The organism is Rhodopila sp., assembly GCF_965276935.1.
Classification (GTDB): domain Bacteria; phylum Pseudomonadota; class Alphaproteobacteria; order Acetobacterales; family Acetobacteraceae; genus Rhodopila.
Genome location: NZ_CBDIBS010000003.1, coordinates 1,048,195 through 1,071,256, shown reverse-complemented (window position 1 = coordinate 1,071,256; position 23,062 = coordinate 1,048,195). Strand labels below are relative to the sequence as shown.

Annotated in this window: 22 protein-coding genes; 11 read left to right on the top strand and 11 right to left on the bottom strand. The window is 63.2% G+C overall.

Annotated features, from left to right (window positions below; all coding sequences use genetic code 11):
• Positions 1 to 116 precede the first annotated feature (116 nt).
• Genes ACQY4S_RS12770 through ACQY4S_RS12760 form a run of 3 tightly spaced genes read right to left on the bottom strand, consistent with a single transcriptional unit; the run spans position 117 to position 3,324 of the window.
• Positions 117 to 569 carry a phosphatidylglycerophosphatase A family protein gene (locus ACQY4S_RS12770; protein ID WP_428485581.1) on the bottom strand — a complete coding sequence of 151 codons (453 nt, stop codon included), beginning with the start codon at positions 567 to 569 and terminating at the stop codon, positions 117 to 119.
• Positions 566 to 1,405 carry an alpha/beta fold hydrolase gene (locus tag ACQY4S_RS12765; protein WP_428485580.1) on the bottom strand — a complete coding sequence of 280 codons (840 nt, stop codon included), beginning with the start codon at positions 1,403 to 1,405 and terminating at the stop codon, positions 566 to 568. The genes ACQY4S_RS12770 and ACQY4S_RS12765 overlap by 4 nt, the downstream gene beginning before the upstream one ends.
• Positions 1,393 to 3,324: a lytic transglycosylase domain-containing protein gene (locus tag ACQY4S_RS12760; protein ID WP_428485579.1), complete on the bottom strand. Its 1,932-nt coding sequence runs from the start codon at positions 3,322 to 3,324 to the stop codon at positions 1,393 to 1,395. Before ACQY4S_RS12760 ends, ACQY4S_RS12765 begins: the two co-directional genes overlap by 13 nt.
• Positions 3,325 to 3,414: 90 nt before the next feature.
• On the opposite strand from ACQY4S_RS12760, the gene dapA reads away from it, so the two are divergent.
• Entirely contained in the window at positions 3,415 to 4,293 is an 879-nt protein-coding gene (gene dapA / locus ACQY4S_RS12755; RefSeq protein WP_428485578.1) for a 4-hydroxy-tetrahydrodipicolinate synthase, read from the top strand.
• 105 nt (positions 4,294 to 4,398) lie between these two features.
• Positions 4,399 to 4,881 (top strand): SsrA-binding protein SmpB, encoded by a 483-nt coding sequence (smpB, locus tag ACQY4S_RS12750; RefSeq protein ID WP_428485577.1) that lies wholly within the window; start codon positions 4,399 to 4,401, stop codon positions 4,879 to 4,881.
• Between the two features lie 291 nt (positions 4,882 to 5,172).
• Here the strand turns inward: smpB and ACQY4S_RS12745 are convergent, their stop codons facing one another.
• Together ACQY4S_RS12745 and ACQY4S_RS12740 are read right to left on the bottom strand one after the other, a co-directional pair.
• Positions 5,173 to 6,183, bottom strand: coding sequence for a hypothetical protein (locus ACQY4S_RS12745; protein WP_428485576.1), 1,011 nt, complete (start codon positions 6,181 to 6,183; stop codon positions 5,173 to 5,175).
• Between the two features lie 374 nt (positions 6,184 to 6,557).
• Positions 6,558 to 7,982 (bottom strand): glycosyltransferase family 2 protein, encoded by a 1,425-nt coding sequence (locus ACQY4S_RS12740; RefSeq protein WP_428485575.1) that lies wholly within the window; start codon positions 7,980 to 7,982, stop codon positions 6,558 to 6,560.
• 594 nt (positions 7,983 to 8,576) lie between these two features.
• On the opposite strand from ACQY4S_RS12740, the gene ACQY4S_RS12735 reads away from it, so the two are divergent.
• Complete coding sequence (locus ACQY4S_RS12735) at positions 8,577 to 9,134, top strand: response regulator (RefSeq protein WP_428485574.1); 558 nt, start codon at positions 8,577 to 8,579, stop codon at positions 9,132 to 9,134.
• A gap of 173 nt (positions 9,135 to 9,307) precedes the next feature.
• Complete coding sequence (locus ACQY4S_RS12730) at positions 9,308 to 9,688, top strand: hypothetical protein (RefSeq protein WP_428485573.1); 381 nt, start codon at positions 9,308 to 9,310, stop codon at positions 9,686 to 9,688.
• A 91-nt stretch (positions 9,689 to 9,779) separates the two neighbouring features.
• Here the strand turns inward: ACQY4S_RS12730 and ACQY4S_RS12725 are convergent, their stop codons facing one another.
• From ACQY4S_RS12725 to gnd, 3 genes are read right to left on the bottom strand one after another with little or no spacing between them, the layout of a single operon-like run.
• Entirely contained in the window at positions 9,780 to 10,550 is a 771-nt protein-coding gene (locus ACQY4S_RS12725; protein ID WP_428485572.1) for an SDR family NAD(P)-dependent oxidoreductase, read from the bottom strand.
• Positions 10,547 to 11,053: a gluconokinase gene (locus tag ACQY4S_RS12720; RefSeq protein ID WP_428485571.1), complete on the bottom strand. Its 507-nt coding sequence runs from the start codon at positions 11,051 to 11,053 to the stop codon at positions 10,547 to 10,549. Before ACQY4S_RS12720 ends, ACQY4S_RS12725 begins: the two co-directional genes overlap by 4 nt.
• A complete protein-coding gene (gene gnd, locus ACQY4S_RS12715) occupies positions 11,053 to 12,042 on the bottom strand; it encodes a phosphogluconate dehydrogenase (NAD(+)-dependent, decarboxylating) (RefSeq protein WP_428485570.1) in 990 nt (329 codons plus the stop codon). The genes ACQY4S_RS12720 and gnd overlap by 1 nt, the downstream gene beginning before the upstream one ends.
• A gap of 143 nt (positions 12,043 to 12,185) precedes the next feature.
• On the opposite strand from gnd, the gene ACQY4S_RS12710 reads away from it, so the two are divergent.
• Positions 12,186 to 12,386 (top strand): hypothetical protein, encoded by a 201-nt coding sequence (locus ACQY4S_RS12710; protein WP_428485569.1) that lies wholly within the window; start codon positions 12,186 to 12,188, stop codon positions 12,384 to 12,386.
• On the top strand, positions 12,364 to 13,788 hold the full coding sequence (locus ACQY4S_RS12705) for an MFS transporter (RefSeq protein WP_428485568.1): 1,425 nt from the start codon (positions 12,364 to 12,366) through the stop codon (positions 13,786 to 13,788). The genes ACQY4S_RS12710 and ACQY4S_RS12705 overlap by 23 nt, the downstream gene beginning before the upstream one ends.
• A 42-nt stretch (positions 13,789 to 13,830) precedes the next feature.
• On the opposite strand, the gene ACQY4S_RS12700 is transcribed toward ACQY4S_RS12705, so the two are convergent.
• Positions 13,831 to 14,574 carry an orotate phosphoribosyltransferase gene (locus tag ACQY4S_RS12700; protein ID WP_428485567.1) on the bottom strand — a complete coding sequence of 248 codons (744 nt, stop codon included), beginning with the start codon at positions 14,572 to 14,574 and terminating at the stop codon, positions 13,831 to 13,833.
• 224 nt (positions 14,575 to 14,798) lie between these two features.
• Between ACQY4S_RS12700 and ACQY4S_RS12695 the strand changes: the two genes are divergently transcribed.
• Both ACQY4S_RS12695 and ACQY4S_RS12690 read left to right on the top strand, forming a co-directional pair.
• Positions 14,799 to 15,893, top strand: a complete 1,095-nt coding sequence (locus tag ACQY4S_RS12695; protein ID WP_428485566.1) for an SGNH/GDSL hydrolase family protein — start codon at positions 14,799 to 14,801, stop codon at positions 15,891 to 15,893.
• Entirely contained in the window at positions 15,890 to 17,287 is a 1,398-nt protein-coding gene (locus ACQY4S_RS12690) for an MBOAT family O-acyltransferase (protein WP_428485565.1), read from the top strand. The genes ACQY4S_RS12695 and ACQY4S_RS12690 overlap by 4 nt, the downstream gene beginning before the upstream one ends.
• A 101-nt stretch (positions 17,288 to 17,388) precedes the next feature.
• Here the strand turns inward: ACQY4S_RS12690 and ACQY4S_RS12685 are convergent, their stop codons facing one another.
• On the bottom strand, positions 17,389 to 18,471 hold the full coding sequence (locus ACQY4S_RS12685) for a tartrate dehydrogenase (protein WP_428485564.1): 1,083 nt from the start codon (positions 18,469 to 18,471) through the stop codon (positions 17,389 to 17,391).
• A gap of 117 nt (positions 18,472 to 18,588) precedes the next feature.
• Positions 18,589 to 19,557, bottom strand: coding sequence for an NADP-dependent oxidoreductase (locus ACQY4S_RS12680; RefSeq protein WP_428485563.1), 969 nt, complete (start codon positions 19,555 to 19,557; stop codon positions 18,589 to 18,591).
• Positions 19,558 to 19,742: 185 nt separating this feature from the next.
• Between ACQY4S_RS12680 and ACQY4S_RS12675 the strand changes: the two genes are divergently transcribed.
• The 3 genes from ACQY4S_RS12675 to ACQY4S_RS12665 all read left to right on the top strand — a co-directional run bounded on the left by ACQY4S_RS12675 (position 19,743) and on the right by ACQY4S_RS12665 (position 23,059).
• Positions 19,743 to 20,264 (top strand): TetR/AcrR family transcriptional regulator, encoded by a 522-nt coding sequence (locus ACQY4S_RS12675; protein WP_428485562.1) that lies wholly within the window; start codon positions 19,743 to 19,745, stop codon positions 20,262 to 20,264.
• 591 nt (positions 20,265 to 20,855) lie between these two features.
• Positions 20,856 to 21,935 carry an amidohydrolase family protein gene (locus tag ACQY4S_RS12670; RefSeq protein ID WP_428485561.1) on the top strand — a complete coding sequence of 360 codons (1,080 nt, stop codon included), beginning with the start codon at positions 20,856 to 20,858 and terminating at the stop codon, positions 21,933 to 21,935.
• Positions 21,932 to 23,059 (top strand): amidohydrolase family protein, encoded by a 1,128-nt coding sequence (locus ACQY4S_RS12665; protein WP_428485560.1) that lies wholly within the window; start codon positions 21,932 to 21,934, stop codon positions 23,057 to 23,059. Before ACQY4S_RS12670 ends, ACQY4S_RS12665 begins: the two co-directional genes overlap by 4 nt.
• The last annotated feature ends 3 nt before the right edge of the window (positions 23,060 to 23,062 follow it).

Here is a 23,062-nt window from a genome sequence, read left to right as displayed (position 1 = left end):
CGGTTCGCAACGCAAGAACAGGGGCTCGCGGCGCAAGGACAGGGGCTGGTGACGCAAGAACAGGTAAAGTCGGCGGATTTTCAGTCAGCCGCGGCAGCACTGCGGCGCCGATACTGTCATATCCGCAAGGCCGGCCACATCAGGCCGGCGAACGCCAACAGCAGTGCCGCGATCACGCCGGCGATGACGTCATCGGCCATGATCCCGAAGGCACCGTGCTGGCGGTCGGCCCAGCCGACGGGGCCAAGCTTGGTGATGTCGAAGACGCGGAACAGCAGGAACGCCAGGATCAGCCCCGGCAGGGTCGGCCGGTGCAGCGCGAGCAGGGTGATCCATTGACCGGCGAACTCGTCGATCACCACCCAGCCGGGGTCGCCGTCGACCTTGGCGCGGCTGATCGCGGCATATCCGCCCACCGTGGCCCCCAGGGCAACGAGCGGCACCGCCCAGCGAGACAGCGTCATCAAGCCGGCGCCCGTCAGGACCGCGGCCAGTGACGCCACCGTGCCGGCGGCAATAGGCGAAAAACCGGTGCCGAAACCGCCGGCGATGAAACGGGCCGGGGTCATCCTGTCCGCACCAGGAATGTGGTCAGCGCGGCCGCCGCAAGGGCCTCGGTCAGGGTCGGCGCGTGGCCGATGCCGGGCAGCGTTACCAGCGCCATGTCGGGACGCGCCGCCTGCATCCGGTCGACCGTCTCAGGCAGCAGGATGTTGCTAACCCCGCCACGGACCAGCAGCAGCGGGACATCCGCCAAAGCGCCGAACAGCGGCCAGAGGTCGGGCATCCGGCCGGCCAGCAGCCCAGCGATCCTGATATCCCAGACCGGATGGTAGCGCTGATCCGGTCCGGGCGCGTAGGTCAGTTCGGCCATCCGACGCCATTCCCGGTCAGTCGAGAGCGACAATGGCGGCAGGTTCTGTCGCAGGAAGGCGACGCAGGCATCCAGGCTCTCCAGGGCAGGGTCGAGACCAATGAAACCGCGGACGAAGTCGCCGCCTTCGGTGCCAACCCGCGGGCCGATGTCGTTCAGCACGGCGGCGGCGATCAGTCCAGGACGCGCGGCGGCAAGACCCATTGCCAGCAGGCCGCCGAAGCTGGTGCCGATCACCACGACGCGATGCAGGTGCAGGGCGGCGCAGATGTCCATGACGTCGCGAGCGCAAGGCTCGGGCGCATAGCGTCGGATATCGCGGCTCCGGCCGGATCCGCCGCGGCCAGCGTAGTCCACCGCGACCACCCGGCGGCCTTCGCCGATCCGCTCGGCCAGCGCCTCGAAGTCAGCGCCGGTGCGAACCAAGCCAGGCAGGCACAGGATGGGCCGGCGTGTCGTCCCGGCGTGCCATTCGCGCACGCACAGCGGCAGGCCGTCCCAGGCGCTGAGACTATGGATCAGCGCGTCCATGGCGTGGTCAGGATCGGCGTCGTGTCATTGTCCTGGGCACGATAGATCGTCACGTTTTCCACCACGCGCTGAACGTAGTTCCTAGTCTCGTTGAACGGGATCAGCTCGATCCAGTCGACCATGTCGATCGGGCCGGTACGGGGATCGCCATCATCAGCCAGCCATTGTGCCACGCGGGCGGGCCCGGCATTGTAGGCGGCGGCGGCCAGCGGCAGCGACCCGTCGAAACGCGTCAGAACCTCCTGCAGATAGGCGGTGCCCAGGCGCATGTTGTTGCTGGCATCGACGGTCAGGGCCGAGATCGATACCGGGATGCCAAGCTGCCTCGCCTCGCTGGCGGCGGTCGGCGGCATCAACTGCATCAGCCCGCGCGCGCCGGAGGAACTCAGGGCGCCGATATCGAAGCTGCTCTCCTGGCGCATGATGCCCAGCGAGAAGCCGGCATCGGGTGGGGTTGGCGGCTTGAAGGGCTCGGGCCATCCCATCCGCGGCAGCGCAAGCCCATCGCGGCCCATGCGTCGGGCGACGGCGACGGCGCTGTCTGGCAAGCCGACCTGCAGCGAAAAGGCGGCGGTCAATGCGCGTTCGGCGGGGATCGGCGCCAGCTCGTCCATGCGCCGCAGGAAGACTCGGGCACGTTGGTTGTCGCCCCAGGCGATCAGCCACGCGGCGGCGCGCAGCACCTCGTGGCCGGTGAATGCCAGGGCGGTGTCCTCGGTCCAGGCCGGATCACGCAGGGCGCGGATGCGGGCGGCGGGTGATGAGCCCAGGGCCAGTGCGGCAAGTTGACCGTAGAAGGTGGTCGGCCAGGCGGCAGCCTTCTGGTACTCCGGTTCAGCGTCGGCACCTGCCGCGGCGGCGGTGCGGGCGAGCCAGTAATGCGCGCGGCCCTGGGTGATGGCGGCGGGCGATGCGGCAGCCAGAGCCTGGAAATGCGGTGCCGCCTTCGCCGGATCGTGCAGCAGACGAAGGGCGATGAAGCCGGCGAGGAATTCGGCGTCGACCAGCGGCTCGCCGGCGGTCTGGCCGTGGGCGGCGACGATCGCGTAGGCGTCCTGCATGTCGCCGTCATGCAGCAGCTTGCGCGCCAGCTCATTCCGCTCTGCCCAGAATTCAGCCAGATGTCCCGGCGCGGCGCGTTGCGCCTGGGTACCGCTCTGCAGCCAGAGCGCCACGGCGTCTCCCGTTCGGTCGGTTTTGCGGAAGCAACGGGCGCGGTCCAGCATCAGGCCGGGATCATCGCGCCGTTCCGGCGGCAGGGAGGCGACTAGAGGTTCGCCCTGCGGGTCGTCGCGTCTGACCGCCAGGCGGGCTTCGCCGGCGGTGTGGTGCGCGACGTCGAGGCGGGTCAATTGACGGGCGGCGGCGGACGGGTCAGTCCAGGCGAGGCGCTGGAAGCGAGCCCACTGGTCGTCCGGCGTGGCAAGGCCGGACCAGCGGCGCAGGAAGGCGGCCTCCGCGCCCGCGCCGCTGATAGCATCGATCCAGGCCGCGCGCGCCATGGCGTTGGCGTCTGCGGTCCGGCCGGCATTCGCCATCGCCTCGGCGCAGCGCAGCATGGCGTTGGCCAAGGTTGGCACGGATGCGGCACATTGCGCCAGGACGGCCGCGTCGTCAGGCTCCAGCGCGATGGCTTCCTGCCGCCGGCGTTCCAACATCGGCTGCGCCGGCCAGTCCGGGTTGCGCTGCATGAAATCGGCGATGTCCGCGGCGGTGGCGGCGCCCGGCGCGCGCAGGCGGAAGTAAAGCACTAGCTTCTCGGCCACCGGATCGGCGAAGCGCGCGGCGGCGGCCTGGGCGTCGGCCCAGCGGTCCGCATGTAGGGCGATGATTGGATTTTGGGCGGCATCCTGCGCCTGAACCGAACCTGTCAGCAGGCAGGCCAGACAGGAAAGAATGGAGCGAATCGGAACGCGCATGTTTCCTTCTATCAAGCCACGCCTTGCGGCGCATCTGTCGCGCGCCTAGCTTCGTGTGTTTCGCTGGAAGCCCCGGTCGGGAGAGGAAACATGTTCAAGGGATCGCTCGTCGCGCTGATCACACCGATGCGGGAAGATGGCTCTGTCGATGAGAAAGCCTATGCGGCTTTCGTCGACTGGCAGATCAAGGAAGGCACCCATGGCGTGGTGCCGGTCGGCACCACCGGCGAGAGTCCGACGCTGTCTCATGCGGAGCACCGACGGGCGGTGGAAATCGCCATCGAGGTGGCGAAGGGCCGCGTGCCGGTGATCGCCGGGGCTGGATCGAACAGCACCGAGGAGGCGATCGAATTGACCCGTCACGCGCAGGAAGCGGGGGCGGATGCGGCGCTGATCGTGACGCCATATTATAATAAACCGACGCAGGAGGGCATGTTCCTGCATTTTTCGGCCATCGCTGATTCCGTCGACCTGCCGATCATTATCTACAACATCCCATCACGCAGCGTGGTGGACATGAGCGTCGAGACCATGGGTCGGCTGGCGAGGCACAAGAACATCGTTGGCGTAAAGGACTCGACCGCAAGCCTGGTTCGGCCGCTGCACACGCGCCGAACGTGCGGCGACGACTTCTGCCAATTGTCGGGGGAGGATCATACGGCGCTGGCATTCTACGCGGCTGGCGGTCACGGGTGCATCAGCGTTACGGCGAACGTGGCGCCGCGACTCTGCAGCCAGATGCATGGGGCCTGGGCCGAGGGCCGTGTTGCCGACGCGATGGCTCTGCAAAATCGTTTGGTGCCGCTGCATGATGCGTTGTTCAGTGAAACCAGCCCTGCACCCGTCAAGTTCGCCGCCGCCTTGCTGGGCAAGACGTCGGAGCGCTGTCGCCTGCCGCTGGCTCCGATCCTGGAGCCGACCCGCGCGCGGGTGAAGGCGGCCATGACAGAGGTTGGGCTGCTGAACTAGGAATTATTGATCGGATTGGTATGATTGGCTTAGTCTTCAGTTTGAACCTCTGTCGCCCAGCGTGTTCGGGCCGCAATACTTGGCACCGGCCGATACTTGGTTGCCATGGCTGAAGCCAGGAAGAAAGGTCTGATCTCCCACGGCATCGCGGCACAGAACCGCAAGGGACGCTTTGACTACGCCATCGGCGAAACGGTGGAGGCCGGGCTTGTCCTGAAAGGCCCGGAGGTCAAATCCCTGCGGCTCGGCCGAGCGACTTTGGGCGAGGCATGGGCGGGGGAGCGGGAAGGGGAGATGTGGCTGTTCAACGCCTATATCCCCGAATACCAAGGCGGTGTCCTGTCCCGGTTCGAGCCTCGGGCGCCCCGGAAGTTGCTGCTGAAGAAGAAGCAGATCATGCAACTGCTGGGGCAGGTGGCGCGGCGCGGGGCAACGCTGGTGCCGCTGCAAATCCACTTCAATGACCAGGGACGGGCCAAGGTCCTGCTTGGGGTTGGTCAGGGACGGCAGAAGCAGGACAAGCGCGAAGCGATAAAGGATCGGGACTGGAAGCGGGACAAGGCGCGGCTGATGAGTGCGCGCGGGTAGGCAGTGACCTCTGAAAAGTGCGACGATTGACGCAAGATCGACCGGTAAAGTTGTTTCCGTCTCCTGGATTAGACGTTCGCTGGCGTAGACGAGGCACGATCCAGGCCAGCAAATTCATGTCTTAACCGGATCGGCATTTCCCGCGGGTCCGCCGCAACATGCGATAAACGCCGCGGGCAAGACACTAGTGGATAAAATCCAACGGATAGGTCCGTTGAATTTATCCACTAGGCTTTGATTTGGTGGGCCGATTCACCTAACGCTTGGAAACCAAGCGTCAGGATCGGACCACTAGCGTACTTGATTATTGGACAGCATGATTTCCGCGTTGCTGGGCCGCACGGCTTGATAGGCCGAGACCATGAAGCCGTTGTCCTTCCTCTCCATCACCAGATCCCCAGGATGATTATAGATAAAGTGACCAGTAACAGTCTTTCGCGTCTTGGCGAATTTCTCCAAGCACGCCATGTTGGAAAATGTGGAATTGCTCATTCCGATGAAACGGGGAGCGGTTTTCGCTATCTCAAAATCGACGATTGAATGATCGAACGAATTCATGTTTCCAATCTCCGCGCTGGTCAGAAAATCGCTTTTCCAGACAAGGCCAAGATCGAACCGACCGCGTGCCAGCGCCCGTATCTCCTCCTTGGGAACCGGCATGGAAGCCTCATCGGCTGTTACGTAGGCATTATCAAGCGTGGGAAAAGTCTTCCTGATCTTTGCCAATATTTCAACAAAACCAATATTATAATCTTCCACGTTATGCAGGATCGGGCGCAGCGCCTTGGCGTGATCGACCCAATCATCCTCGATCCTGAGTTGGACCACGGTCTGGATCTTCATTGCAGCGAACACGAAGCTTCGAAGCTTTTGATACACCGGCAGGGAGATCATCTTGGGCTTAAGGCTTGCCAGACCACCCAGGATCGTCTCGATGACATCATTATCCAGCGATCTTGATAGCCGATCGGAGAAATGACGAAAGTGATCCCAGCCGTCGCGCTTGCCACCGGGGGAACCGTCGATAATTCGGACGTCCTTACGACGAGCGAACTCATGAACGGCCTCTATCTCGAAGACATTGGCAAAATTTGTAAGAATTTCCTCTACCGATTTCTGGTCTTTAAGATACATGTAAGGTAGATTTAGCGACAGTCCATGCTCAATCGCGTTTATCAGCAGGCCGATGAAAGCCATTTTCTGGTTGTTCAGGCCGCCATGATTGTAAAGATACTCGACGACGTTCGAGGTTGGGGGTGCCGGGACGACCTGAGATGAATGCACCACTTCATATAGCATCATGCAACCTTTTCTCAGGCGAAAGCGGTGTGCGACTACCTGGTCCCGAGGAGGCTATAGGAGTCGGCGTGACGCGAAATCAAGCATTAATATCGAGGTCATGCTGAATTCATCCAGCATCAGGTCTCGCCAGGAAAGTGCGGCAAAAACGATCATGATTTGCAGTAGATCCAATGTCCCGAAGTTCGATTGCCGCTGACAGAAGGCCGCCTTTGGGACTGCGGAAACGCGTCGCGCGACCCTATGCTTCCGATAGGCGAACACGGCCTGGAACAGGTCCAATGACCATGTCAGGGGAAAGCCGCCGAACGGAACCTGCACATTCGCCTCTAGACCTATATGTAGGATGTAGCAACGACATCGAGATGCTTTTCGCACTATGCATCCGTCACGATCGGCCCGCGGCACGCTTTCCCCGCTAGCGCCTCGGTGCCGGCTGGGTGTCCGTAGACTTCCACTTCGTCCATATGAAGGCAGCCAGTTCCGCGCAGCCGCAGCATGACGAAGCGGTAGCGGCATTCGGACCGGCCGGGGACAACCAATGGCGCGCCATCGCCGCCAAACGGCTCGGCTTTCGTGTATGACAGCAGCATTGTCCAGGTGGAACCGTCGTCGCTAGCGAGCACGTCCATGTCGTTCGCCCGCGCGGCGATCATCCGGTCGCCGCCGCGATTGTAGATGTGAACGTCCTCAATATAGTGCGGCATGAGCAGATCGACGATCCACCACGGCCGTATCTCGTAACTTGTATGAAAACCATAAGTGCCGGTTCGCATGCCGTTGTTGCCGCCACCGGCCAGCCGGCTGAACGGTGCTTCGGCTCCGTCCGGTTCGAACACCGAGCTCTGGAAGGACGGCTTGTTCAAGGCCACATTTTCACCAGGCTGCGCTGCATCGTGCGGCCGGAGTCCAAAGCGCAGCGCGGGCGCCGTATAGTTGTACCAGTATTCAGCCAAGTACGTATCATAGACGGCATTGTTCTGTGCCAGCATGGCCCGATGCACACCCGTGTCATGCGCCGCCTTCCACTGCTCGCCATTCGGAAACCCACCGCGACGCCAGCGCCGAAGGAAATCCTCCTCCGACCTGAACTGGAAATGTGCGATATAGCCGCAGTCCAGCACAGTCTCGGAAAATCCCTCGCGCGCCACCAGCGGAATGGCGTTCAGCGGAAAGTCCTCGGCATACCCGTCGGTAGGCGCGTTCAGCACATCACGGCAGCGCACACCCGGCAGCTTGTAATTGTCCAAAAAGTGCCAGAACGCCCCGCGGCCGGCCTCCAGACCTTGCTGAACCAATGCCGCGTCGACAGCCGCCGCTCGGCACAGCATCTTCGTATGCGTGTCCACGACACCAGCCCGGCGCAGGTAGGATGTCAGTGTCGGCCCATCCTCGCGGCGGACCTTGTTGCTATTGCCGTAGATCACCCAGTTGAAATAGAGGCAGTCAACCCGTGCCTCATGGTCCAGCATGAAAGCGAATATGTCATCCAGGCCCTTGAGGACAAAAAACTCGTCGATATCCAGGAAGGAAAACCACTCCGTCTCATGCTTGAAGGTCTTCAGGAAATGCAGGTAGATTTGCGGTTGCTCGCCAATATGCGGCCAATGCCGAAAGGTGACGAACGGGTCGAAGCCATGGACGTACGGTGCGACCGCGCGAAACAACTCGGCCGGGTCCTCATCGTTTGAGTAAAGGTAGATATGATCGAACCCGATGGATTTATGGTATTCGACCCATTCCTGAATATGTTTCTCCTCCCAGCGCGCGCAGGCAACGAGGGAAAACTTGTGCTTGGACATTGGCGAATCCAGAATTGCTGCCAGCGCATTTAGCGTGACTGCCGCGTCCAAGTCACCCGAACTCGTCATCGTCCTGACCGCCGACCTCCAGCCGGCGCGTTTGGGGGAGCGAGTCTTTCGTTCCCCGAACGCCCACGGGTTGCTGCATTCCACCAGCCGCGCCGGCTGCAAGCCCTGCTGGATACACGCAATGCCAGCGACGTCGCCGGGAACGGCTGCTTGAACAGGTTCGGTGTCATAGCCAGGCGCGGCGGCTGTCAGATAAAAGCCGCAGGTTGCTTGTGGAGCGTCACCACGCGCGATCAGGTCCAGCACCCTGCCGTGCAAAGTCGTTCCTGACAAGAGAAGACGATGGAGATGGGGCATGGGCATTGGCGCGGAACCCTTGCGGTCACCTAAAATCAACTAAAGGTAGTGAATTAAATCGCCTTTAAGTTGTGGGTGTCGCTGAAAACTTTGATCATTCGCAAGCTTTCTTGTGACCGCCCCATGCGGCTGCTGATCTACTTCGGGAAAACGATGGATTTATGCAGAAATAACTTTCTTTTTCTCCCGCATTGACGATAACGTCGTCAGGAGCAAATGAGGTGCCCAATGAAAATCCTGGTTGCGGAAGACGACTTCATGCTGGCGGATTTCCTGGAAGAAGCGCTGGTGGAGCAGGGGCACGACGTATGCGGGGTAGCCAGCAATGTGCGTGACGCTGTCGAACTGGTGCGCTCGCGGCGCCCGGAGGTCATTGTTCTCGACCTGCAGCTTGGTGACAATGAGCTTGGAACCGATATCGTCGACCAACTTATGATGTTAGGCGATCTTGGAGCTATCGGGGTCCTATATGTCAGCGGTGATGCTGACCGCATCCGCCGGGATGCGCCTTTAGGCCACGCCTGTCTCAACAAGCCATACAGCCTCGACGCGTTGGAAGCGGCACTCGAGATCGTCCTGAATATCGCGCGTGGCAGCACGATCGCCCATGTCCTGCCGCATGGGATGGAGCTTCTTCCGCAGGGTCAGGTCGATGCCGCTCGGTTGGCTCGTCGGTTTCCCGGCCGCGATCATACGGTGAACGGTAATGCCATGGACGGTAGCGATGTCCACTTGCACAACGCAGCGCACCCGCCGGCTTCAAGCTGGCGCCGCGCCGTGGCCTGATGATGCGCTGCCGGTTGACGAGGCCGATCCTTTGCTCTGGTCGCTCTTGCTGAAGAGTCCGCGGCCGATCAGATGACGTTTGTGCCAAATGGCGTTTCTGCGAAGTTGGGGTTTCCGCTTGCATTTCCAGTAAAACTTATATAGGAACATACCACGAACATATTGGTGGCAGCATGAGCGATGATCCTGCCGATAGGCTGACAAAAGCCAATCGGATCTCCATCCAGGCGGTACTCGTCCCGGAGGGCCATGATCCTGTTCCGCTCTTGCTCGCCAATGGAATCTACGAGCCAGTCGCAATTCCATTTGTTGTGGACGACGACGCGTTCAACAGTGGCGGCATCCTGGGGGACGGCGTGACTCCCAACGTCGTCGCCACCCTCGACTTTGGCGAACAGGAACCGACGGACGCGACGTCCGGACAATCGGCGCCCGATCCGAGCGCAGCGGATGCCGCTGGCCAGGCGGCGGAGAAGCAAGCCGCGCCCACCGTGACGCTGCCGGCGGCCTATGGCATCAAGCCTCTTGCCCCTGTCCGCAAACGGTGGTTGTAGCTCGCTTGGAACAAGCGTTCGGCGACGCGCCGCCGTCGCTCCCGCGGGTCTGGGGGACCCATCAAAGCCTGAAGGATCCTGCAGCCGTCGGCTACATTCGCCCGGCGTCCACCACCCAGGACTGGCTCGTGCACATGCGGCTGTCGTCAGACGCAAGCCACAGCACCATGTGAGCCACATCCGCCGGCACCAGCTTGGCCTTCAGGCACTGCGCACGCAGCAGGTTCGCCTCGGCTTCCGGCGTCAGCCACAAATCGATCTGCCGCTGTGTCATGATCCAGCCAGGGATCACCGTGTTGACGCGGATGCCATGCGGACCAAGGTCGCGGGCCATGCCTTTGGTCAAGCCCTCGACCGCCGCCTTGGCACTGGTATAGGCCGGCATGCCGCCCTGGCCGGCATGCCAGGAGATCGAGCCGAAGTTGATGATCGATCCGCCGCCCGCAGTCCGCATCATCGGCGCCACCGCCTGAATTGCGAAGAACTGGTGCCGCAGATTGGTTGCCATCCGCTCATCCCAGTATTCGACCGTTACATCCTCGTAGTTGTGGCGCTGGTCGTTGGCGGCATTGTTCACCAGCACGGTCACCGCGCCCAGGCGCCGGTTGACCGTGGCGATCGCTGCCCGCAACGCCGCGATGTCGCGCAGGTCACACGGCAGGAACAGCGGCGGCGGCATACCGGCCTCGCGTAATGACGCGATCAGGATGCCGGCCGCTTCCTCGGCGATATCCAGGAAGGCGACTTTGGCACCGTGGCGTGCGAACTGAGTCACTTCCTCCGCGCCAATGCCGCTGGCGCCCCCGGTGACCAGCACGACCCGGTCGCGCAGGCTGGGATAGGCGGCGAAGACCTGGGTCATCGCAAACGCTCCTCCAATGATTTTATCGCGGTCTCTAGCACTGTGGCCGGTGGTCCGCCAATCTCCACGATCACCGGGTGCTCGTCGGGACCGGGTTCCTCCAGCGTGGCAAGCTGGCTGTCCAGCAAGGCCGTCGGCATGAAATGGCCTTTTCGCCCGGCCATCCGCCTGGTAATCAGGTCCTTGGGGCCGCGCAGATACAGCAGAACGACATCCGGATGCCCGCCCACCAGCACATTGCGATAAGCGCGCTTCAAGGCGGAACACGCCACCACCGCGGACACGCCCTCGGCCCGCATTGCGTCGGCCCGGGCGGCGATCGCCCGCAGCCAGGGCCAGCGATCGGCATCGGTCAGCGGGATGCCGGCCTTCATCTTGGCGACGTTAGCGGGCGGGTGGAACGCATCGCCCTCCAGCAACGTCCAGCCCCATAGGCGAGCCACCCCTGCCGCGACGGTGGTCTTGCCGCTGCCGGAGACCCCCATCACGACGACAACGGTCATTACGGCTTGTGTGTCCCCGGTTCGACATGGCCACCAAAGCCGAAGCGCATGGCCGACAGGATCTTTTCGGCGAACGTGTGTTGCTTGCGCGAGCGGAAGCGGGTGAACAATGAGGCGGCCAGGACTTCGGCTGGCACGGCTTCCTCGATCGCGGCTTCGACGGTCCAGCGGCCCTCGCCGGAGTCCTCCACCTCACCGGAGAACGCGTCCAGCTTCTCGTCCGTCGCCAGCGCCAGCGCCGCCAGGTCCAGCAGCCAGGAACTGACCACGCTGCCCCGCCGCCAGACCTCGGCGATGTCGCCGATGTTGAGGTCGTAGCGTTCGCCTTCCGGCAGCGAACCGAGGTTCTTGTTGCGCAGGATGTCGAAGCCTTCGGCGAAGGCCTGCATCATGCCGTACTCGATGCCGTTATGGACCATCTTGACGAAGTGCCCGGCGCCGACTGGCCCCGCATGGATGTAGCCCTTCTCGGCGCGCGCGTCGCGGCCTTCGCGGCCGCTGGTGCGCTCGATCGTGCCGATCCCGGGCGCCAGCGCGGCAAGGATCGGATCAAGCTGATTCACCGCATCGGTGTCGCCGCCGATCATCAGGCAGTAGCCCCGCTCCAGGCCCCAGACACCGCCGGAGGTGCCGACGTCGACATACCGAAGGCCCTTCTCCGCCAGCGCCTTGCCGCGGCGGACGTCGTCCTTGTAGTAGGTGTTGCCGCCGTCGATGATGATATCGCCACGCGACAGCAGGCCCGACAGGGTCTCGATCGTGCTCTCGGTGATCTTGCCTTGCGGCAGCATCACCCAGACCACACGCGGTGATCCGGACAGCTTGCCGACAAGGTCGGGCAGACCGCTGGCCGTTGCGGCGCCGTCCTTGCCCACTGCCTCTGTCGCCGCGGGACTGGCGTCCCAAACGACCGATGAATGCCCTGCCTTCATCAGCCGGCGAGAGATGTTGGCTCCCATCCGTCCAAGCCCGACCACGCCGATCTGCATTGCTTGTACTCCGTCGTTGTGCGCTTTCGGGGGCGCGCTTTCAGGGGGCGCCGTTCGCCCCTTCCTGCGGCAAACTGCCACATGCTGTCCCGAAGGCAAGCAAGCCCGCAAACTCACTGACCCGCGACTTCAGGAGCAACGGCTTGATGATGCGATATCGAGTTGAAATTGCCATCGATATTTCGATAGCACGGCTGGCCGAGCCGCGCATCAGTCGCCGCACCGGCTGGTCCGGGTCATCTCTTTGGTGCTGCATAGTTGTCTACCGGGTCCTGTCGGTTCATTTTTCCGGCGTTTACTCTTTAGGAACCCTGACCCTCGATGAATACCGCGACCCCGCCTGACGCAACCGATGGGTTGCCGCCGGACCGCCGATGGCTGGCCATGCTGGCGGTTGGCATCGCCGTCGGCATGGCGGTGCTGGACGGTTCGATCGCCAACGTTGCCTTGCCGACGATCGCGCGGCAGATGCACGCCACGCCTGCCTCGGCGATCTGGGTGGTGAATTCGTATCAGCTCGCGGTCACCGTCAGCCTGCTGCCGCTGGCGTCCTTAGGTGACATCCATGGCCATCGCCGAGTCTACTGCTGGGGGGTGCTGCTTTATACCCTGGCCTCGGTCGGCTGCGCTTGGTCAACCAGCCTGCCGGAGCTGGTGACCGGCCGGGTGCTGCAGGGATTTGGCGGAGCAGGCATCATGAGCGTCAATGGCGCGCTGATCCGCTTCATCTTTCCCCGCGCACAGTTGGGCCGCGGCATTGGCTACAACGTGCTGGTGGTGGCGGCATCCTCGGCGGCCGGCCCATCGGCGGCGGCGGCGATCATGGCGGTGTCATCCTGGCCCTGGCTGTTCGCCATCCAGGTGCCGTTCGGCGTCGTGGCCCTGGCGATGTCGGTGCGCTTCCTGCCGCTGTCACCGCCGTCACGCCACACGTTCGACGTGCTGAGCGCCGTGATGAACGCGGCGACCCTGGGGTTGTTCATTGTCGGGCTGGATGGGATCGGCCATGGTGAGCGCCTGCCCCTGGTGGTGGCGGAACTGCTTGCCAGTGTCGCGGTGGGATTCGTCTTCGTGCGCCGGCAGTTGCACCTGCGACCGCCGATGCTGCCGGTTGATTTGCTGATGCAGCGGCCGATCTTCGCCCTGTCGGTGGCGACCTCGGTCTGCACCTTCGCCGCTGCGATCATCGGACTGGTCGTGCTGCCGTTCTACTTCCAGTATGTGGGCGGCCTGTCGGCGATCCGGATCGGACTGGTGATGACGCCCTGGCCCGCGGCCGTTGTGGTCATGGCGCCGATCGCCGGGCGGCTGGCGGACCGCTTCTCGGCCGGCGTCCTGGGCGGGCTGGGCCTGATGGTGATGGCGTTAGGGCTGTTGATGGTGACACTGATGCCGGCGACCGCCGCGTGGCCGGACATCGCCTGGCGGCTGGTGCTGTGCGGCGCCGGCTTCGGTCTGTTCCAGTCGCCTAACAACCGGCTGCTGCTGGGCAGCGCACCGCCCGACCGCGCCGGCGCCGGCAGCGGCATGCTCTCGACCGCCAGGCTGGTCGGTCAGACAACCGGCAGCGCGATCGTGGCGATGGTGCTGGGCCTGACGCATGGTGGCCCGGACGCCATCGTCTCGGCGACGCATATCGCAATGGGCATCGCCACCGCGTCGGCCGTGCTGGCGATGGGGCTGAGCTGGATGCGGGTGATTCCGCGCGATAAGACAACCCAGAGTCGCGGAAGATCATCCGCCTAGGCGGCCGATCAGCCTAAGTGAACGGTCAGCCTGAGCGGCGGGTCAGGCGTCCGCCGCCGCCTTGCGTGCCATGGCTTCTTCCGCCGAGGCGACACCGCCGTGCGCGGCCGACCAGGCGACCGGGTTTTCCAGGAAGCGCCGAACCTCGGACAGCGACTGTTCGGCGAAGTAGGGCCGGTCCTTGCAGGCCTCCAGCACATCCCACCAGGTGCACAGATGGTGCAGCGTGATGTCCATGCCGGACAACGTCTCGAACGCACCAGGGAAGACGCCGTAGAAGAACACCACGAAGGCGTGGTTGACGATCGCGCCGGCATCGCGCAGCGCATTGGCGAAGCGGATCTTCGATTGCCCATCGGTGGTCAGGTCCTCGACCAGCAGGGTGCGTTTGCCGACCGGCACATCGCCCTCGATCAGCGCGTTCTGGCCGAAGCCCTTCGGCTTCTTGCGCACGTAGGACATCGGCGCGTTCATCCGGTCGGCGATGAAGGCGGCAAAGGGAATGCCGGCGGTCTCGCCGCCAGCCACCGTTTCGATGGTCTCGAAGCCGACGTGGCGGTCGATCTTCTCCACCGCCAGATCGCAGATCTTCCCGCGCGCGCGCGGGAAGTAGATGATCCGCCGGCAGTCGATATAGACCGGCGACTTCCAGCCGGAGGTGAAGGTGTACGGCTCCTCCGGCCGGAAGTTCACCGCCTTGATCTCCAGCAGGATGCGCGCGGCGGTCAGTGATGAGTCGCGATCCCACTCGGTGACGGCGGCGGTGGTATGGGCGGGTCGGGCCATCGCTGGGCGTCCTCGATGCTGGATTGACCAAGGCTTGATAGCCGATCGCGGCCATGGGTGACAGTCCCGCCGAACGATCGCGATAATGTGCCGCCCGGATCGGATCGGGATGATCTAGGATCGGATCAATTCGTCGCCCCTGGAGTGCTTTCGCGTTTACCATGACCCATGTGCGACCTGCCACTCCGGCCGGGACCCAAGCGAGCGGTCGTCGGTCCTGGCGATTGCCGCGGCGGGATTACTTCCTGCTGCCGCTGATCTTCGTCATGACAATGGTGATTATTCTGATCGGCGGTGAAATTACCACCCGCCTTCTGTATGTGCAGGTGGATTCCGTCGAGCCGTGCGAGTACAGCACGGCTTCCGGGTTTCGCTACAAGCCGTTCTGCACGTCCCACACCAAGGTTTGGGATGGTCCCTGGATCACGCAGCATTTCAACGATTGTGGCTATCGCACCGCGGAATCCTGCGCGCCGCGACCCGCCGGCTCGCTTCGGGTTGATGTCATAGGTTCTTCCACCGCACGTGGCGTGTTGGTGAATTATCCCGAGTCATTCGCCGCAAGGGCCTCCGCGATGTTGTCAAGCCGTTGCGATAGTACTGTCGATTTCCAGAACCTGGGGACCGAGCCCACGGATGTGGATACGATCGATCGCCGCATACCTGAAGCGCTGGCGCTGCGACCGGCCGCCATTGTCATGACGGTCGGCCCTTACGACATGATCCATCTAAAAGATAAGGAAGCGACAAGAGGCGACGCGATCCCGCCCGCGCGCTTCAAGCTGCGAGACCTAGTGACGCTGCTGCGCGATAGCCGGCTTTTCCTGGTCATGCAGGCTTACCTTTACCGCGACCCTGCGTTCAATATTCGGGCGTTTCTGCTGAACGGCGATCCGGCGGACTATGTTCGCACCCCACTCAGCGCGGCCTGGCGGCAAAGGGTCTCCGACATCGGCGACCTGCTCGGTCGCATCACCGCCCAGACAACGCCGGCGCATGTTCCGGTCCTGCTGTTCTATATTCCCGAACGGGCGCAGGCGGCGCTGGCGGCTTTGCCGTCCGACCCGGCGGGGGTGGATCCGCTGGCGCTGGGCGCGGCGCTAAAAGCCGTGGCGGCGCGGCACGGCGTGCAGTTGTTCGACTCGACCCGTGCCTTTGCCTCGGGGCCGGACTTCGAGTCGCTGTATTATCTGACCGACGGTCATCCACGAGAGGGTGGTCATGCCGCACTCGCAGGGGTGGTCGAAAAGGCGCTGCTGTCTGAACCAGCCTTCAACCGCTGCAAGCAGCCGGGGCCATCGGGAGTGCCATCGAGATGAATGTCCCATCCTGGCAATTCCTGGTGTTCGCATTGGTGGGCGCAGCGGTTTTCAATATTCCGTTCGGGCAGCGGTGGCGCGATGCCGTATGGCTGGTCCTGAACCTGGCATTTGTCTGGAGCTTCTCGTACGCCGTCGGGCCGCTGCTGCCGCTCGCCGGGTTCCTGGTCCTGGGATACCTGGGGCTGGAGGCTGCTCGCACCCGGCGCGCCTGGACAGCACCGGTTTCCATCATACTCGTGCTGGCGGTGTTCATCTGGTTGAAACGCTACACGTTCATTCCGCATGCGCTGCTGTTGCCGCCAGGCTACATGGCGGTTGGCCTGTCCTATATTTTCTTTCGCGTGATGCATCTGGTGATCGATGCGGGTCAGGGCGCGGAGGAGCGGATCAGCGTGTTGAAATACGTCAATTTCACGCTGAATTTTCCCGCGTTCATTTCCGGTCCGATCCAGCGCTTTGAAGACTACCAGGCGAACAGCGCGCTGCCGCTGGATTTGCCCGATATCGGCGTGGCGGCCTGGCGCATGGTGCTGGGCGCCTTCAAGGTGCTGATCCTGTCCGCCGCGCTGCATGCCTGGCAGCTTGACCTGCTTGCGGCGTTGCCGGAGCGGTCGGATGTGCTGATCGGGGCGGGCGTGGTCGTGCTGTATCCGCTGTTCCTGTATGCCAATTTCTCAGGCTATGTCGATTTTGTCATCGGGATCGCCCGGCTGTATCGCCTGCGGCTGCCGGAGAACTTCGACCAGCCATTCGCCGCGACGAACTTCATCGACTTCTGGAGCCGGTGGCACATAACGTTGTCGCAATGGCTGCGCAGCTATGTGTTCAACCCGCTGTTGATGACCTGGATGCGGCGCTATCGGTCGGCTCGGACCAAGCAATATCCGGCGGTGGCGGCATTCTTCGTCACGTTCTTCCTGGTCGGCGCGTGGCACGGCCAGACGTCGGAATTCCTGTTCTTCGGCCTGTTGCAGGGCGGCGGCGTGGCCGGCAACAGGCTGTATCAGGTGGCGATGACGCGGCGACTGACGCCGTCCGGATACGGTCGGCTGTGCGCGAACCCGGTCTATCGTGCGGTGGCGCGGGGACTGACGTTCACGTGGTTCGCATTCACGCTGCTGTGGTTCTGGGCGGACTGGCAGCAGATCGGTGCGTTGGCCGAGCGGCTGGGGCTGGCGGGGTCGGTGGCGGCGGTGGTGGGCACGGTCGGCGCGGCCAGTATCGTGTTGGCGCTACCCGATGCACTGGGTGGTCTCAGCGGCCGGATCGGCTTGGTGTTGAGGTCGCGTTACACCCGAACGGCGTTCGCCTCGGCAATGATCCTGGCGCTGACGGTGGCCGGACTGGTGCTTCGGCTCTCCTCGCCGGAGATCGTCTACAAACAGTTCTGAGCGGCGGGGGCTGCCTGCTGCGATCGTCGTGCGGCGCGATACGGACAGGGATCAGATAGCGCGGGTCGGCATCAGGCGACGCGGGCGGAAGATCCAGCCGGTCAGACCTCACCCTGTCCTGCCGCCACCAACTCCGCGATCGCCGTTCCCACATCCGCGGTCCCCGCCTGGCCACCCATGTCCCGCGTCTTCGGCCCGCTCTCCCGCAGCAGTGTTTCGATTGCGGCCACAATCGCCGCCCCGGCTTGTGCCTCACCCAGATGCTCCAGCATTAGCGCGGCTGACCAGATCTGGCCGATCGGGTTGCAAATGAACTTGCCGGCGATGTCCGGTGCTGATCCGTGCACCGGCTCGAACATCGACGGAAACGCCCGCTCCGGATTGATGTTGGCCGCCGCCGCGACACCGATGGAACCGGCCACGGCCGGCCCAAGGTCCGACAGGATATCGCCGAACAGGTTCGACCCCACGACCACATCGAACCAGTCTGGGTGCTGCACGAAATGCGCGCACAGGATGTCGATATGGTACTGGTCCGTCCGGATCTGCGGATACTCCGCCCCGATCGCGGCGAAGCGCTCGTCCCAGTAGGGCATGGTGAACGTGATGCCGTTCGACTTGGTGGCCGAGGTCAGGTGCTTCTTCGGCCGCGTCATCGCCAGTTCATAGGCATAGCGCAGGATACGGTCGGTTCCCTTGCGGGTGAAAATGCTTTGCTGGGAGACGAACTCGCGGTCGGTGCCCTCGAACATCCGGCCGCCGACGGACGAATATTCGCCCTCGGTGTTCTCCCGCACCACAAAGAAGTCGATGTCCGCTTCGGTGCGGCCCGCCAGCGGGGTCTTGACGCCGGGCATAAGCTTGCAGGGCCGCAGGTTCACATACTGGTCGAAGCCGCGGCGGATCGGGATCAGCAGGCCCCAGAGCGAGACGTGGTCTGGCACGCCTGGCCAACCGACGGCGCCCAGCAGGATGGAGTCGGACTTCGCCAACTGCTCCAGCCCGTCCGCCGGCATCATCAAGCCAGTGTCCTTGTATGTCTCGCACGACCAGTCGTAATGCGTCAGGTTCAGGTCGAAGCCGAAGCGGCGCGCGGCGGCATCCAGCACCTTCAGCGACTCCGGGACGGTCTCCTTGCCGATACCGTCGCCAGGCAGGACCGCAATGCGGTGGCTGCGGGTCATGGGGTGGTTTCCTCCATCCTTTATCGAGCAAAGAGATACTGGACGAAGCGCTCGGGGCCAAGCCTTCCATAAAGGAAGCTGATGGTCTCTGCCGGGAATGACGCCTGGCGAGAGGCATCAGCCCATCAAGGCGGCGCGATTGATCAGGATCAAGAGTTTGCCGTGTGCCCGCCCGGTGTGGCTCAGTTCAAGTGCCGTGCGCCAATCATCCATGCTGAAAGTGCGCGCCACCGGGACGGTAAAACGTCCTTCAGCGGCAAGCTGCGCGAAATGACCAAGCGCATCATAGCGTGGAACCGAATCCGGCTCGCGCCCTGTGGTACGGACGCCAAGGCCTTGTTCGTCGAAATCGCTGATGCTCATCACGCGGCGTGGATCCCCGTCCACGATCTTGATCAGGTCCGGCAGCACGCCTGGAGCGAGTGCGGTGTGTAGAACCAAGTCGGGCGCTGCGCCCGCGAGACCGCGAACTCGCTCGACCATTCCGTCGCCGTAGGACGTGACATTAGCACCCAGCTCGCGCAAGCGGCTTGCAAAGGTCTCGCCCGCGGTTGCAATCACGTGCGCGCCGCGCATCAGCGCCATCTGAACGGCAGCAAACCCCACCATCGTCCCACCACCGTTAATCAGGATGGTCTGACCGGTTGACAAGCCGAGCAGATCGAGACTGCGAACCGCCGTCTCGACGGCCATTGGCAACGCAGCCGCTTCGAGAAGGTCCAGGCCTTCCGGAACAGGCTGCCAGGCCGCCAAGACCGCATATTCCGCTACCCCGGCGCTGGGATAGCCCATGAAGTCAGGAACACCGAAGACGCGATCCCCAACGCCGACGTTTGTGACGCCCTCTCCGATAGCATCAACGGTTCCTGACACGTCCAGCCCGATTCCACGTGGCAGAGTGCCGGGCATGAACCCGAGGCATAAAACCCAATCCATCGGGTTAAGCGCACACGCATGAACCCGTACCCGAATTTGGTTCACGCCCGGCTTTGAGACGGGAACACGCTCCAGCCGGAGCACGTCCGCCCATTCGCCGTAGCTGTGGAAGCAAAGGGCACGCATGCTGGTGGGTTCCGGATTGGTCATGATCGTTCTCCAATTCTGGACCGTTGCGCGTCTCTCACCGTGTCAGGGTTCGCGATTGCGCAACCAGGGTCGTCAGTTGTACCGTCATTAACTGACACTATACGTATAGTCAGTCACTGACAAGAGGTCATTGGTTTATGCCGCGAAACGCGAAGGTCGTGCGCCGGCGTCTGCAAGAGGCCGCGTTGGACCTTTTCGATGAGCGCGGGTACGGTCAGACCACATCCGCCGAGATCGCGGCGAAAGCGGGGGTCACGGAGCGAACCTTCTTCCGTCACTTTCCCGACAAGCGGGAGGTGTTGTTTGATGGCGAAGCCACGTTGAGCGCGATCCTGACCAGTGCTGTACATGACGCGCCGCCTGCGCTCGGCGCTTGGGACACGCTGTTCCGCGCCTTTCAGGCAGCGGAGCCTCTTCTTGTCGAGAACCGTCCGTTCTCCGAGCCTCGCCGCCGCATCATCGCGAGCAGCCCGCCGTTGCAGGAACGCGAAACGGCGAAAACCATGTCGCTGACCGTGAAATTGGCTTCGGCGCTACGCGAACGTGGCGTTCCCGATCGACTGGCGTCTCTCGCGGCCCAGATGGGGACGGCTGCATTCGGTCAGGCCTTCATGTGTTGGCTGGATGACGCCCAAGCCGATCTCGACGACCATCTCGCACAGGCATTCCGCGACGTGCACGATCTTGTCATTGGTCGAGAAGAATGACACCAGCGATGCCATCGCTGGCGCATTTGGTCGGAAGCAGCAGGGGCTTGGTGCAAGATTCAAGCAGACTGTGTGAAAACGCGATTTCGAAAAATCTTAAGAGAATAGATTTCCCCGACGTCCGAAACCTTGAGGTGGAACTCCAATGAACCGCTCATATTCGAGCCATTCAGCATCGAAATTCAGATGGCTTAGAAAAGTATTCTACAAAATCGTTACGGCCATGACTTTTCACACGGTCTGCAGGAATTATGCACTGCTAATCGGAGCGTGGTTGTCCAGCGGCTTAACCGGTGCAGGAGTCCTGTGCGAATGTCCGCTCAGGGTCGAGTGCGACCATCCCACATAGTACCTCGTACCCGACTGACAGACCGTATTGACCCAGAGATCCCACCTTGCAACCTGCCAAAACCTTCCGCAACGAGGTACGGTCCGGGCTCGTCTGGCCGCCGCGACCCGACCCACTATCAACCTGACGATACGGCCAGACAGGTTGGCGGCGGCGGATTCTGCTGCCATACTGAAGAGTATGGCCATCAAGATGCATTTGGTGAAGATCACCGATGACGAACGGCTGGTGCGATCGCCGAGATGACGCCACCCGCGCCCATCGACTGCGATGTGCATCCCGTCGTTCCCAACCTGGCGGCGCTGCTGCCGTATCTGGACGATCACTGGCGGGAAACCGCCGTCCGGCGCGGCATAGATGATCTGACCACGATCAGCTATCCATCCCGCAATCCGCTGAGTTTTCGCGACGACTGGCGGGACGCCACCGGACGCACCGCCACGGATGCGGCGACGCTGGGGCGGCAGGCGCTCGATCCGTTCGGCACACGGCTGGCGATCTGCAACTGCCTGTATGGAGTGCAGGCGCAGTTCAGCGAGGATCTGGGCGTCGCCTTCTGTCGTGCCTTGAACGACTGGATTGCCCGGGAATGGCTGGACCGCGATCCTCGCCTGCGCGCCTCCATCGTCGTGCCGATGCAGAACGCCGAGATGGCGGTGGACGAGATCAAGCGCTGCGCCGCTGACCGCCGCTTCGTCCAGGTCATGCTGCTGGTCGGCTCCGAGGCAACGCTCGGCCGCCGTCAATACTGGCCGATCTATGCCGCGGCCGAACGCCATGGCTTGCCGGTCGGGATCCACGCCGGCAGCATGTACCGGCACCCGATGACGCCGGTCGGCTGGCCGACCTCGTTCACCGAGGAATACGTCAACCAGGCCACGGCGTTCCAGTCGCAGCTTACCAGCCTGATCACCGAGGGCGTCTTCGCGAAATTTCCGGCGTTGACCGTGGTGCTGATGGAATCCGGCGTGTCCTGGTTGCCGGCCTACCTGTGGCGCCTGACCAAATTCTGGAAGGGGCTGCGCAGCGAAATCCCATGGGTGTCCGATCCGCCCGGCTCCATCGTTCGCGATCGGGTGCGACTGACCTTGCAGCCGTTCGATGCGCCACCCGATCCGGCCGCGGTGATGCGGCTGATCGAGCATATCGGCTCGGACGAGATGCTGCTGTTCTCCACCGATTATCCGCATTGGCAGTTCAACGGCGCGGATCCGGTCCCGGACGGGCTGGATGCGGGCCTGACGCGGAAAATCATGGTGGACAACCCGCTGCGCACCTATGTTCGGCTCAATGAAACGGTAGACAGGGAGATCGTGCCATGACGGTGGACGTCGTTGCTCGTAGCGGTATCCAACCCACCGCCGCATCGCGGCTGGCGATCGCGGATTGCGACATTCATCCCCGGCCCGGCGGCGTCGGCATCGGCGGGGTGAGCAAGTCGCTTTATCCCTATCTGTCGAAGCGCTGGGTGGACCATGTCGAGACATTCGGCATCACCTATCGCCAGCCGTGGGAGAAAGGTTCGGCCTATCCGAAAGGTCAGCCTCAGGCATGCCGGCGGGATTCGTTCACGCCGGATGGCGGCTCGCCCGGCAGCGACCTGAACTTCATGCAGCACCAGCACCTGGACCCGAACAACGTGGCGCTCGGCATTCTCAATCCGCTGACCAGCGGCCAGGGTGCAATAAGCCCGGACCTGTCGGCGGCGATCACGCATGCCACCAATGAATGGCAGAAGGCGGAGTGGACGTCGCAAGACCGCCGGCTGCGCGGGTCGGTGGTGGTGCCGTATGAGGACACCGCCGCTTCGGTCAAGGAGATCGAGCTGCGTTCCGGCGATGCGGACTTCGCGCAGGTCCTGCTGCTCAGCCGGACGGCGGAGCCGCTCGGGCAGCGGCGCTACTGGCCGATCTATGAGGCAGCGGCGGCGGCGGGACTCGCGGTCGGCATCCACGCCTTCGGCAACGGCGGCTGGCCAAACACCGCCGGCGGCTGGGGCAGCTACTACATTGAGGAGATGGTCGGCCATGCCCAGGCGCAGCAGGCGCTGCTGGTCAGCATGATCCTGGAAGGCGTGTTCGAGCATGTGCCGGATCTACGGGTGGTGCTGATCGAGGGCGGCTTGGCCTGGGCCGCCGCGCTGGGTTGGCGGATGGACCGGCAATGGGCGAAGCTGAAGCAGGAACTGCCGGCGCTGAAGCGCGCTCCGTCCGAGTATATCCGCACGAATGTCTGGTTCACCACGCAGCCGATCGAGGAGCCCGAGCCACGCAGCCAGTTGGCGGAGGCGATCGAGTGGATCGGCTGGGATCGCGTGCTGTTCGCCACCGACTATCCGCATTGGGACTTCGACGATCCGGCACAGGCGTTGCCGCTGAAGCTGACCGAGGCGCAGAAGCGGGCGGTGTTCCAGGAGAACGCGATGCGGGTTTACCGGCAAGGGTGATCG